This window comes from Citrobacter sp. Cpo037, assembly GCF_030332945.1.
In the GTDB taxonomy this organism is placed as follows: domain Bacteria; phylum Pseudomonadota; class Gammaproteobacteria; order Enterobacterales; family Enterobacteriaceae; genus Citrobacter; species Citrobacter portucalensis.
In genome coordinates, this window is sequence record NZ_JAOWGW010000054.1 from 64,009 (window position 1) to 76,378 (window position 12,370).

A 12,370-nucleotide genomic window follows, 5' to 3' on the forward strand; every position below is an offset into this window, starting at 1 on the left:
TCAGAAGAACACGACGTAAACGGCAGCCGCCACAATAAAGCGGTAAATCGCAAACGGAATGAACGAGATGCGTTTAATCAGTTGCAGGAAGGTTTTGATCGCCACCAGCGCCACGATAAACGCCGTCACAAATCCGACTGCAAACATCGGGATATCTGATGCGCTGAGGAAAGACCAGCTCTTGTAGAGATCCAGCGCCGTCGCGCCCATCATCATCGGCACAGCCAGTAGGAAGGAGAATTCCGAGGCCGCGTAACGACTCACGCCCATCAGCATGCCGCCAGAAATCGTCGCCCCGGAGCGAGAAAAACCCGGCCACAGCGCCAGACACTGGAAACAGCCAATCATAAACGCCTGGCGATAGGTCATATCATCCAGCCCCGGCGCACGCGGCTCCTTCGGCTTCAGGCATTCTGCGGCAATCAGCAGTACACCACCCACCACCAGCGCATACATCACGTTGATCGGGTTAAACAGCGATTTGATAGTGTCGTGGAAGATTAGCCCCAGTACCACGGCTGGAATCATCCCCAACAGGATATGTCCCAGCGTCAGTCGACCTTTGCCAGTGCCTTCATGCGGAGCCTTGCCGAAGTGAATACCGATCAGGCCAAACAGACGTCGCCAGAACATGACCACTACGGCTAGGATAGAACCTAACTGGATAACCACTTCGAATGTTTTTGCAGTGTCACCCTCAAAACCCAACAGGTGGCCAACAATAATCATATGGCCGGTACTGGAAACGGGTAAAAATTCCGTCAATCCTTCGACCACACCCAAAATTGCCGCTACCAGCAGCGAGTGCATATCACTCATTAATAAACCCCTAGATAGAGAAACCACGGCAAAAAAGAGCCGACGAAAGGACCCTTTTATACCCGTTTGTTTTAGAAATTATTAAATTAATTATTTTCTTTCAGATTATTGCCACGCTCAATGATAACCCCGACGTTCGCCGCACGGGCTACCGCGCCAGGTTTACTGAGTTTGATCCGTACCCAGGGAGAATTAAAGCGGCTAAGCAGCAGATCCGCCACCTCTTCCGCAACCCGTTCTACCAGCGCAAAGCGCCCACCTTCCACATGATTAACAACCGTTTGAGCAATATCAGCATAGCTCAGGCAATCAGCCACATCATCGCTTTTAGCCGATTTGCGGTTATCCCATGCCATTTCGATATCGAACACCAACTGTTGTTCGATCGTTTGTTCCCAGTCGTAAACACCAATAGTGGTGATTACAGAAAGTTGCTCTATAAATACAATATCCATCACGACCTGCCTGCTTTTTGGCTAACCCGGATACCACTTCCGGCGAAATATGCGTATTATCCACAGAAGTAGCGTTTTACACGACATTTTCAAAACGGAACAGCTTATGAGTGCAATCGCGCCTGGAATGATTATCTTCGCGTACCTCTGTGGCTCAATTTCCAGTGCTATTCTGGTATGCCGCCTTGCTGGATTGCCGGACCCGCGCGACAGCGGCTCTGGGAATCCGGGCGCGACAAACGTGCTGCGCATCGGTGGCAAGGGAGCCGCCGTCGCGGTGCTGATTTTCGACGTCCTGAAAGGTATGTTACCCGTCTGGGGGGCCTATGCGCTAGGCGTCAGCCCCTTCTGGCTGGGATTGATCGCAATCGCCGCCTGTCTGGGCCACATTTGGCCGGTATTCTTCGGCTTTAAAGGTGGGAAAGGCGTTGCCACCGCTTTTGGCGCGATTGCGCCGATTGGTTGGGACTTAACCGGCGTGATGGCCGGGACCTGGCTGCTGACCGTCTTATTAAGCGGCTACTCGTCGTTAGGCGCTATCGTCAGCGCGCTAATCGCCCCTTTTTACGTCTGGTGGTTCAATCCCCAGTTCACTTTTCCGGTGTCCATGCTGTCGTGCTTAATTCTGCTTCGTCACCATGACAACATTCAGCGTCTGTGGCGTCGTCAGGAGCCGAAGATCTGGACCAAGCTGAAGAAAAAACGCGAACGAGACCCCGAGTGATTTTATTGTCGGATAGCGACGCAACGGCGTCTTATCCGGCGTGGGGGATGTGATACCCCTCCACTGGCTTGCCTAATCGGTTCTGACACCACATCGCCAGAAATTCCACGCACACGCGCAGCTTCACGCTGCGATACAGAGGCTCCTGATAAACCGCCCAGATATTAGCGCTCTGCGCATAGTCCGGCAGCACACGCACCAGTTCACCGCTGGCCAGAAAAGGCTGCACATCCCATTCGGAACGCAACATAATCCCTTTTCCCTGTAGCGCCCACTGCAACACAATCTCACCGCTGTTAGAGGAAAGATGTCCCGCCACCTTGACCGACTTTTTCTCCTGACCATTGTCCAGTTCCCACACCCCGTGAGTCATATCGCGTTCTTTAGTGACCAGACAATCATGACGACTTAATTCCTGTAACGTCATCGGCTCACCGTATTTTTGTAAGTACGGTGGGGCCGCACACAATATTCTTTTGTTTTTCGTTAACAAATGCGCAATATAATAATCCGGTATCTCGTCATTAATACGAATATCCAAATCGATATTATCCTGCGCCAAATCAATTTGCCGATCGTAAAGCTCAAAATGCACCTGTAATTCAGGGTAGCTATGCATCAATTCGGTAATTGCCGGTGCAATATAACTGCGCCCAAAGCCAAAACTACAGCCGATACGAATCATCCCTGCCGGGCGCGTTTTGAGTTGCGTGACGTCATCGACCAGATGCTGATAGCCCGCGAGGATCGCCTGCGCATGTTCATAGCAACGTTGACCACTCTCCGTGAGCGCTACACTACGCGCAGAGCGGCTTAGCAGCGTCGTCCCCAGCGTGGACTCTAGGATCTGAATGCGTTTTGTCACAAACGCCGGCGTTTGCCCCAGCGTCGCGGCGGCGGCGCTGAAGCTGCCGCTATGCACAATTTCAACCAACACCTGCAGGTCTTTCGCAAGGGGATATGTGTTCAGCATGATCGGTCTATCCGTAATGTTGTTCACCGCAGTGTAATTCTCTCATGCGTCTTAAACCCTGCCTTTGCGCAATTTTTATTGCCTTATCCGGACATCATTCACGAACTGTTAATTAGATATTCACAGTGGCAAATAATATTAATCCACATTTTTAGTGGTAGTTTGTGGCGGAGAATTTATTTCCAGATAAATAAAAGAACTGGAGTTAACAAGATGAGCAATCAAAATAACCAAAATGCGATAAATACGCTGACGAACATTGTCGCTGATTTTACCGCCATGATTTCTACCCGCATGCCCGATGACGTCGTGGATAAATTAAAACAGCTGCGTGAAGGCGAAACCTCGCCGATGGGTAAAATCATCTACCACACCATGTTTGACAACATGCAGAAAGCTATCGACCTGAACCGCCCAGCCTGTCAGGACACCGGCGAGATTATGTTTTTCGTGAAGGTCGGTTCCCGTTTTCCGCTCCTCGGCGAACTGCAAAGCATTCTGAAGCAGGCCGTTGAAGACGCCACGGTAAAAGCGCCGCTGCGCCATAACGCGGTCGAGATTTTTGACGAAGTGAATACCGGCAAAAATACCGGTACCGGTGTGCCGTGGGTCACCTGGGACATCATCCCTGATAACGATGACGCGGAAATCGAAGTCTACATGGCAGGTGGCGGCTGTACGCTGCCGGGACGCTCGAAAGTGTTAATGCCTTCTGAGGGCTACGAAGGTGTGGTGAAATTTGTTTTTGAAAATATCTCCACGCTGGCAGTCAACGCCTGTCCGCCAGTGCTGGTGGGCGTAGGTATTGCCACCTCCGTAGAAACCGCCGCCGTTCTTTCTCGTAAAGCGGTGCTGCGCCCTATCGGCTCACGTCATCCGAATCCGAAAGCGGCCGAACTGGAACTGCGTCTGGAAGAAGGACTTAACCGTCTGGGCATTGGTCCGCAAGGATTGACCGGTAATAGCTCGGTGATGGGCGTGCATATCGAATCCGCCGCGCGCCACCCGTCGACTATCGGCGTTGCCGTCTCTACTGGCTGCTGGGCCCACCGTCGCGGCACGCTGTTGGTTCATGCTGACCTCTCCTTCGAAAACCTGTCTCACACCCGGAGCGCGTTATGAAAAAGATCCTCACAACCCCGATCAAAGCCGAAGATCTGGCAGACATTCGCGTTGGCGATGTCATTTACCTAACCGGTACGCTGGTGACCTGCCGTGACGTTTGCCACCGCCGCCTGATCGAACTGAAGCGCCCGATTCCTTATGACCTGAACGGCAAAGCCATTTTCCACGCAGGCCCGATCGTACGTAAGAACGGTGAAGAATGGGAAATGGTTTCCGTCGGCCCAACCACCAGCATGCGTATGGAAGCGTTTGAGAAAGACTTTATCGAACAGACTGGCGTCAAACTGGTGGTCGGCAAGGGCGGCATGGGACCGCTGACGGAAGAAGGTTGCAAGCAGTTTAAAGCGCTGCACGTCATCTTCCCGGCAGGCTGCGCGGTCGTGGCGGCAACCCAGGTTGAGGAGATCGAAGAGGTGCACTGGACGGAACTCGGCATGCCGGAGTCCCTGTGGGTGTGTCGGGTAAAAGAGTTCGGCCCGCTGATCGTTTCCATCGATACCCACGGCAATAACCTGATCGCTGAAAACAAAAAGCTGTTCGCTGAACGTCGCGACCCTATCGTCGATGAAATCTGCGAGCACGTGCATTACATCAAATAACCCTCCCGGAGAGGCGCCACGCCTCTCCCCTTTCGTAGGGATACAACAATGGCACCTTTAGCTGGTTGGTGGCGATACCTGGCTCCGCTGGTGGTCATCGCCATTATTGCTGTTCTACCCGTCCCCACCGGTCTTGAGAGCCACACCTGGCTCTATTTTGCCGTCTTTACCGGTGTGATTGTCGGGCTTATTCTGGAACCTGTACCGGGCGCGGTAGTGGCGATGATTGGCATTTCGATCATCGCCGTCCTTTCTCCATGGCTGCTGTTCAGCCCGGAGCAACTCGCGCAGGACAGTTTTAAATTTACCGCCAAATCGCTGTCGTGGGCGGTATCTGGCTTTTCAAACTCGGTTATCTGGCTGATCTTCGCGGCCTTTATGTTTGGCACGGGCTATGAGAAAACCGGACTCGGTCGGCGAATCGCGCTGATGCTGGTGAAAAAGATGGGGCATAGGACGCTGTTTCTCGGCTATGCGGTGATGTTCTCCGAACTTATCCTCGCTCCCGTCACACCTTCCAACTCCGCCCGTGGGGCCGGAATAATCTACCCGATTATCCGCAACCTGCCGCCGCTGTATAACTCACAACCCAATAGCGCCAGTTCACGCTCTATTGGCTCGTACATCATGTGGATGGGCATTGTCGCTGACTGCGTTACCAGCGCTATTTTCTTAACGGCAATGGCGCCGAACCTGCTGTTGATCGGTCTGATGAAAGGCGCGTCCCACACCGCGCTGAGCTGGGGGGACTGGTTCTTAGGCATGCTGCCGCTGAGCATTTTACTGGTGCTGATCGTGCCGTGGCTGGCGTACGTGTTATATCCACCGGTGCTGAAATCCGGCGATCAGGTGCCACGCTGGGCGGATGCGGAGCTAAAAGCGATGGGACCGCTCTGCGCTCGCGAGAAAAAGATGCTGGTGCTGATGGTCGGCGCGCTGGTGCTGTGGATCTTCGGCGGTGACTATATTGACGCCGCGATGGTCGGATACAGCGTGGTAGCGTTGATGCTGGTATTGCGCATCATTAGCTGGGATGACATCGTCAGCAATAAAGCCGCGTGGAACGTCTTTTTCTGGCTGGCCTCACTGATCACGCTGGCCACCGGGCTCAATAACACCGGTTTTATTACCTGGTTCGGCAAGCTGCTGGCAAACGGGCTGAGTGGCTATTCGCCGATGATGGTGATGGTAGCGCTGATCGTGGTGTTCTATCTGCTGCGTTACTTCTTTGCCAGCGCCACGGCCTATACCTCCGCCCTCGCGCCGATGATGATTGCCGCCGCGCTGGCGATGCCGGAAATCCCGCTACCGGTCTTCTGCCTGATGGTCGGCGCCGCCATTGGTCTGGGCAGCATTCTGACCCCGTACGCCACCGGCCCTAGCCCTATCTACTACGGCAGCGGCTATTTGCCAACGGTGGATTACTGGCGACTCGGTGCTATTTTTGGCCTGATTTTCCTCGTGCTGCTGGTGATTACCGGTCTGGTCTGGATGCCCCTCGTTTTACTGTAAAACCCTGGTGGGGCGACGTATTGTCGCCCCTTTATCCATAAGCTTCTCATATGATCGATTTCCCGATGCGCTGAGGCATACTTTTTTGTATGCAAACACCCTCATGCTGATAGGGGAAACGCTCTGGACACGGTTGCGCACGAGACACTCACACGGGGCTGGCAGGCCGAACTGGCTCTGCATTTTACCTGCACCGGGCATAAAACGGTGCTCGCCTCGGCGCGTCATCATGGTCCATTGACGGTTCAGCGCCCGTTTTACCCGGAAGAGGACGTTTGCCATCTCTATTTGCTTCATCCACCGGCGGGGATCGTCGGCGGAGATGAGCTCCATATCGCCGTAACGCTCGACGAAAACAGCCACGCGTTAATCACCCAGCCTGGTGCGGGAAAGTTTTACCGCAGCCGCGGACCGCAGGCATTGCTGCGCCAGCATTTTACCCTCGCGCCTCGTGCGACGCTGGAGTGGCTGCCGCAGGATACGATCCTCTTTCCCGGTGCCAACGCCGCTATTCAGACCGTCTTTCATCTGACATCCGCAAGCCGCCTGCTGGCCTGGGATCTGCTGTGTCTTGGCCGACCGGTTATGCAGGAGACCTTCAGTTACGGCACGCTGCAAAACCGCCTGGAAGTGTGGCGAGATGGGCAGCCACTGCTGATAGAACGCTTGCAGTTGCAGGAGGGGAATCTGAGCGGCGTTGCGCATCATCCCTGGGTCGGCACGTTGCTGTGTTATCCGGCCAGCGAACACATGCTGGAGGGCACGCGCGAGCGGCTTACGGCGCTTGGCGATTACGCCGGGGCAACGCTTAACGATTCACTGCTGACAATCCGTTTTCTTGCTGACGACAACCTGATTGTTCAGCGCGTTATGCGTGACATCTGGCAATTTCTGCGCCCACTGCTGACACACAAAGCGCCCGTACTCCCGCGCATCTGGCAAACCTAAGAGAACCCTAATGGAACTGACCTCCAGAGAAAAAGACAAGCTGTTGCTGTTTACCGCCGCGCTGGTGGCGGAACGTCGCCTGGCCCGCGGGCTGAAGCTGAACTACCCGGAATCGGTGGCGCTGATTAGCGCTTTCATCATGGAAGGGGCACGGGACGGGCAAACCGTGGCCGCGCTGATGGAAGACGGGCGTCACGTCCTGCGCCGCGATCAGGTGATGGAAGGCGTACCGGAGATGATCCCGGATATTCAGGTTGAAGCCACATTTCCGGACGGATCGAAGCTGGTCACTGTCCACAACCCGATCGTCTAAGGAGCAGCAATGATCCCAGGTGAATATCAGATCGCAAAAGGCAATATTGCGCTTAATCAAGGGCGGGAGATCTGCACGATCGTGGTGGAAAATCATGGCGACAGACCCATACAGGTGGGATCGCACTATCACTTTTACGAAGTGAACCCGGCGCTGCGCTTTGACAGGCTGGCCGCACGCGGCTTTCGTCTGAACATTGCCGCGGGCACAGCGGTGCGTTTTGAGCCGGGACAAAAACGCGAAGTCGAACTGGTGCGCGTTGCTGGTGCACAAAGGATCGTGGGTTTTCGCAGCGAAGTGATGGGCGCACTGGAGGCAGATAATGAGTGACATTTCCCGGCAGGCGTACGCCGACATGTTTGGCCCAACCACCGGCGATAAAGTGCGCCTGGCGGATACCGACCTGTGGATCGAGGTGGAACAAGACTTCACCACCTACGGGGAAGAGGTCAAATTCGGCGGCGGAAAAGTGATCCGCGACGGCATGGGCCAGGGACAAATGCGCGCCGATACATGCGTGGATCTGGTGATCACCAACGCGCTTATCGTCGATCACTGGGGGATCGTGAAAGCGGATATCGGCATCAAAAACGGCAGGATCTTCGCCATCGGCAAAGCAGGTAATCCCGATATTCAACCCAACGTGACGATCCCGATAGGCGTAGGAACTGAAGTCATTGCCGGGGAAGGCAAGATCGTCACCGCGGGCGGCGTGGATACGCATATTCACTGGATCTGCCCACAGCAGGCGCAGGAGGCGCTGGTTTCTGGCGTGACGACGATGATCGGCGGCGGTACCGGTCCGGCGGCAGGCACTCACGCCACCACCTGTACGCCGGGTCCGTGGTACATCGCGCGTATGCTGCAGGCGGCAGACACGTTGCCGGTTAACATTGGTTTGCTGGGTAAAGGCAATGGCTCAAATCCAGACGCCCTGCGCGAGCAAATCAGCGCGGGCGCAATTGGCCTGAAAATCCATGAAGACTGGGGCGCCACGCCTGCCGCTATCGACTGCGCGCTGACCGTGGCCGACGAGATGGACATCCAGGTCGCGTTGCACAGCGATACGCTCAATGAGTCCGGTTTCGTTGAAGATACGCTGGCGGCAATTGGCGATCGCACCATTCATACCTTTCACACCGAAGGCGCGGGCGGCGGCCATGCGCCGGATATCATCACCGCCTGCGCGCATCCGAATATTCTGCCCTCCTCCACGAATCCGACGCTGCCCTATACCGTCAACACTATCGACGAGCATCTCGACATGCTGATGGTTTGCCACCACCTCGATCCGGATATCGCCGAAGACGTGGCCTTTGCCGAATCCCGCATTCGCCGGGAAACAATCGCTGCCGAAGATGTGCTGCATGACATTGGCGCGTTTTCCCTGACCTCGTCCGATTCACAGGCGATGGGGCGAGTGGGCGAAGTGATCCTGCGTACCTGGCAGGTGGCGCACCGTATGAAGGTTCAGCGTGGCCCGTTGGCAGAAGAAACCGGTGACAACGACAACCTGCGCGTTAAACGCTACGTCGCCAAATACACCATCAACCCGGCATTAACCCACGGTATCGCCCATGAAGTCGGCTCCGTTGAGCCTGGCAAACTGGCCGATCTGGTGCTGTGGTCGCCCGCCTTTTTTGGCGTAAAACCGGCGACGATCGTCAAGGGCGGGATGATTGCCTGCGCACCAATGGGCGATATCAACGCCTCGATCCCCACCCCGCAGCCGGTGCATTATCGCATGATGTTCGGCGCGCTTGGCGCGGCGCGGCACCACACCCGGCTGACCTTTATTTCGCAGGCCGCTGACGCGCAAAACATCCCGCAGCAGCTCAATCTGCAAAGCGCTATCGCCGTCGTCAAAGGCTGTCGGACGGTGAAAAAGGTCGACATGATCCACAACGGCCTGCAACCCAATATCACCGTCGATGCTCAGACTTACGAGGTGCGTATTGATGGCGAACTTATCACCAGCGAACCGGCAGATGTTTTGCCGATGGCGCAACGCTATTTTCTGTTTTGAGGAGTGACGATGATCTATCTGACCCAACGCCTTGACCACGCTCACCGCGTTACTGCAAGCGTCACGCTGCCCATTGATGTCCGGGTAAAAAGTCGCGCCAGGGTAGCACTGAACGACGGTCGCGAAGCCGGGCTAATGCTACCGCGTGGTTTGCTGCTGCGCGGTGGCGATCTGCTAAGTACCGAAGATGGCAGCGAAGTGATCGAAGTGATCGCCGCACCGGAGTCGGTTTCCGTGGTGCGCTGCGCCGATCCTTTCCTGCTCGCCAAAGCCTGTTATCACCTCGGTAATCGCCACGTTCCGCTGCAAATCCTGCCGGACGAACTGCGTTACCACCACGATCATGTGCTGGACGACATGCTGCGCCAGTTCAACCTTGAGGTGACCTTCGCCCAGTTGCCGTTTGAACCTGAAGCAGGCGCTTATGCCAGTGAATCACACGGGCATCACCACGGCCATGCGCACTGATGCATAACAGCCAACAGCTACGTCTGATGCAGCTCGCCAGCAGCGCGCTCCCGGTGGGGTCGTTTACCTGGTCCCAGGGTCTGGAGTGGGCGGTGGAAATCGGCTGGGTGAAAAGCGTCGATGACTTCTCTGCCTGGCAAATCCAGCAGATGGAGCAAAACTTTTTTACCGTTGACCTACCGCTGCTGGCGAGACTGTATCGCGCCTGCGAGCTGGACGATCTCGACGCAGCACGCCGCTGGAGCGCTTACCTGCTGGCCTGTCGCGAAACCCGCGAACTGCGGGATGAAGAACGCAGTCGGGGTGCAGCGTTTACGCGGCTGGTCACCGACTGGGAGTCGGATTGCTCGCGAGAATGGCGCACCCTCTTTGTCGACAGCCAACTCTGCGGCATGGCCTGGCTGGGCGTACGCTGGAAAATTCCGCTGACGGAGCTGGCGTTAAGCCTCGGCTACAGCTGGATTGAGAGCGCTGTCATGGCTGGCGTCAAGCTGGTTCCTTTTGGACAACAGGCGGCCCAGCGTTTGATTATTGCGCTCTGCGATCGCTATGCGCAGGGTTTGGCACAGGCGCTGACGTGTCCTGACACCAGCCTCGGCTCCGCAACGCCGTTGGCCGCTATCGCGTCTGCCCGGCATGAAACCCAATATTCCCGATTATTCCGCTCCTGAGGAGAAAAAATGAGTAACTACAAGCATCCCCTGCGCGTGGGCGTTGGCGGCCCGGTTGGCTCGGGCAAAACGGCGCTGCTGGAAGCGCTATGCAAAGCCATGCGCAGCAGCTATCAATTGGCGGTGGTGACCAACGATATCTACACCAAAGAAGATCAGCGCATTCTCACCGAGGCGGGCGCGCTGGAGCCAGAGAGGATCGTCGGCGTGGAAACCGGTGGCTGCCCGCATACCGCCATCCGCGAAGATGCGTCGATGAATCTGGCCGCCGTAGAAGCGCTGAGCGAGAAATTCGGTAATCTGGATCTGATTTTTGTGGAAAGCGGCGGCGATAACCTGAGCGCCACCTTCAGCCCGGAACTCGCGGATCTGACGATCTATGTGATCGATGTTGCTGAAGGCGAGAAGATCCCGCGTAAAGGTGGTCCGGGGATCACCAAATCCGATTTTCTGGTGATCAATAAAACCGATCTGGCCCCTTACGTCGGCGCATCGCTGGAGGTGATGGAGCGCGATACCTTGCGCATGCGCGGCGAGCGTCCATGGACGTTTAGTAATTTAAAATCTGGAGAAGGCCTGGAAAAAATTATCGCGTTTCTGGAAGAGAAAGGAATGTTGCGGATGTAGTGAGAGCTATCGCCGGGCGGCGGATTCGCCTGACCCGGCCTACGGTTTTATAAGCCCGGTAAACGCAGCGCCACCGGGCAAAAAAACTTATGCTGCCGGTAATTCCGCCAGCGGCCAGCGTGGACGCACGGTCACGCCAAGATCCGCCGTTGCACCCGCTTTAAAGCGCACCATGCCCGCGTAGGCGATCATCGCCCCGTTATCGGTACAAAATTCCGGACGCGCGTAAAACACTTCGCCACGACGTTTTTGCATCATCTCGGCCAGTTTTGCGCGCAGCGTACGGTTCGCACTCACGCCCCCCGCCATCACCAGACGTTTAAAACCGGTTTGATCCAGCGCGCGTTTGCACTTGATCATCAGCGTATCAACTACCGCGTCTTCAAACGCACGGGCGATATCAGCGCGGGTCTGATCGTCATTTTCGTTATTACGAATGGTATTCGCGGCAAAGGTTTTCAAGCCGGAGAAGCTGAAATCCAACCCCGGACGGTCAGTCATCGGACGCGGGAAGACAAAGCGTTTTTCAACACCTTGTGATGCCAGCTTTGACAACATTGGGCCGCCAGGATAATCCAGCCCCAGCAGCTTGGCGGTTTTGTCAAACGCTTCACCGGCAGCATCATCAATCGATTCGCCCAGCAATTCATACTGACCGATACCGGTGACGCTGATCAACTGAGTGTGACCGCCGGAAACCAGCAGCGCGACGAACGGGAACGCAGGGGGATTATCTTCCAGCATTGGCGCCAGCAGATGCCCTTCCATGTGGTGCACAGGAATTGCCGGTACGCCCCAGGCGAACGCCAGCGAACGTCCTACGGTAGCGCCAACCAGCAGCGCACCAACCAGACCAGGACCTGCGGTATACGCCACCGCATCGATCTCTTTTGCCGTCAGTCCCGCTTCTTTCAGCGCGGCCTGGATCAACGGTACGGTTTTACGTACGTGATCGCGCGAGGCCAGTTCTGGCACTACGCCGCCGTAGTCAGCATGTAATTTCACCTGACTATACAATTGGTTGGCTAAAAGACCTTTTTCATCGTCGTAAATGGCGATGCCGGTTTCATCGCAGGATGTTTCAATACCCAGTACACGCATGACTTGTTT

15 protein-coding genes are annotated in these 12,370 nt (G+C 55.8%); 11 read left to right on the top strand and 4 right to left on the bottom strand.

Features of this window, described 5'->3' with window-relative positions; all coding sequences use genetic code 11:
* Positions 1 to 819: an undecaprenyl-diphosphate phosphatase gene (gene bacA, locus OGX94_RS09630; protein WP_003828439.1), complete on the bottom strand. Its 819-nt coding sequence runs from the start codon at positions 817 to 819 to the stop codon at positions 1 to 3.
* Between the two features lie 86 nt (positions 820 to 905).
* Positions 906 to 1,274, bottom strand: a complete 369-nt coding sequence (folB, locus tag OGX94_RS09635; protein ID WP_003828442.1) for a bifunctional dihydroneopterin aldolase/7,8-dihydroneopterin epimerase — start codon at positions 1,272 to 1,274, stop codon at positions 906 to 908.
* 106 nt (positions 1,275 to 1,380) lie between these two features.
* Between folB and plsY the strand changes: the two genes are divergently transcribed.
* On the top strand, positions 1,381 to 1,998 hold the full coding sequence (plsY, locus tag OGX94_RS09640) for a glycerol-3-phosphate 1-O-acyltransferase PlsY (RefSeq protein WP_003828443.1): 618 nt from the start codon (positions 1,381 to 1,383) through the stop codon (positions 1,996 to 1,998).
* 31 nt (positions 1,999 to 2,029) lie between these two features.
* On the opposite strand, the gene ttdR is transcribed toward plsY, so the two are convergent.
* On the bottom strand, positions 2,030 to 2,971 hold the full coding sequence (ttdR, locus tag OGX94_RS09645; protein ID WP_003828444.1) for an L-tartrate utilization transcriptional activator TtdR: 942 nt from the start codon (positions 2,969 to 2,971) through the stop codon (positions 2,030 to 2,032).
* Positions 2,972 to 3,184: 213 nt separating this feature from the next.
* On the opposite strand from ttdR, the gene ttdA reads away from it, so the two are divergent.
* The 10 genes from ttdA (at position 3,185) to ureG (ending at position 11,260) form a co-directional block, all read left to right on the top strand.
* Positions 3,185 to 4,093, top strand: coding sequence for a L(+)-tartrate dehydratase subunit alpha (gene ttdA, locus OGX94_RS09650; RefSeq protein WP_003828445.1), 909 nt, complete (start codon positions 3,185 to 3,187; stop codon positions 4,091 to 4,093).
* A complete protein-coding gene (gene ttdB, locus OGX94_RS09655; RefSeq protein WP_174771063.1) occupies positions 4,090 to 4,695 on the top strand; it encodes a L(+)-tartrate dehydratase subunit beta in 606 nt (201 codons plus the stop codon). Before ttdA ends, ttdB begins: the two co-directional genes overlap by 4 nt.
* Positions 4,696 to 4,743: 48 nt before the next feature.
* Positions 4,744 to 6,207, top strand: coding sequence for an anion permease (locus OGX94_RS09660; protein ID WP_257662115.1), 1,464 nt, complete (start codon positions 4,744 to 4,746; stop codon positions 6,205 to 6,207).
* 123 nt (positions 6,208 to 6,330) lie between these two features.
* Positions 6,331 to 7,155: an urease accessory protein UreD gene (locus tag OGX94_RS09665; protein ID WP_257662149.1), complete on the top strand. Its 825-nt coding sequence runs from the start codon at positions 6,331 to 6,333 to the stop codon at positions 7,153 to 7,155.
* Between the two features lie 10 nt (positions 7,156 to 7,165).
* Positions 7,166 to 7,468, top strand: a complete 303-nt coding sequence (locus tag OGX94_RS09670) for an urease subunit gamma (protein ID WP_257662116.1) — start codon at positions 7,166 to 7,168, stop codon at positions 7,466 to 7,468.
* Positions 7,469 to 7,477: 9 nt separating this feature from the next.
* Positions 7,478 to 7,798 (top strand): urease subunit beta, encoded by a 321-nt coding sequence (locus OGX94_RS09675; RefSeq protein WP_003828455.1) that lies wholly within the window; start codon positions 7,478 to 7,480, stop codon positions 7,796 to 7,798.
* The gene (gene ureC / locus OGX94_RS09680; RefSeq protein ID WP_257662117.1) at positions 7,791 to 9,494 is read left to right on the top strand and encodes an urease subunit alpha; all 1,704 of its coding nucleotides are present in this window, start codon (positions 7,791 to 7,793) and stop codon (positions 9,492 to 9,494) included. The genes OGX94_RS09675 and ureC overlap by 8 nt, the downstream gene beginning before the upstream one ends.
* Positions 9,495 to 9,503: 9 nt before the next feature.
* Positions 9,504 to 9,962, top strand: a complete 459-nt coding sequence (gene ureE / locus OGX94_RS09685) for an urease accessory protein UreE (RefSeq protein ID WP_020996339.1) — start codon at positions 9,504 to 9,506, stop codon at positions 9,960 to 9,962.
* A complete protein-coding gene (locus tag OGX94_RS09690) occupies positions 9,962 to 10,633 on the top strand; it encodes an urease accessory protein UreF (protein WP_003828461.1) in 672 nt (223 codons plus the stop codon). Before ureE ends, OGX94_RS09690 begins: the two co-directional genes overlap by 1 nt.
* Before the next feature lie 9 nt (positions 10,634 to 10,642).
* Complete coding sequence (gene ureG / locus OGX94_RS09695) at positions 10,643 to 11,260, top strand: urease accessory protein UreG (protein WP_003828463.1); 618 nt, start codon at positions 10,643 to 10,645, stop codon at positions 11,258 to 11,260.
* Between the two features lie 87 nt (positions 11,261 to 11,347).
* Here the strand turns inward: ureG and tsaD are convergent, their stop codons facing one another.
* Positions 11,348 to 12,361 carry a tRNA (adenosine(37)-N6)-threonylcarbamoyltransferase complex transferase subunit TsaD gene (gene tsaD / locus OGX94_RS09700; protein WP_003024694.1) on the bottom strand — a complete coding sequence of 338 codons (1,014 nt, stop codon included), beginning with the start codon at positions 12,359 to 12,361 and terminating at the stop codon, positions 11,348 to 11,350.
* Positions 12,362 to 12,370 lie beyond the last annotated feature (9 nt).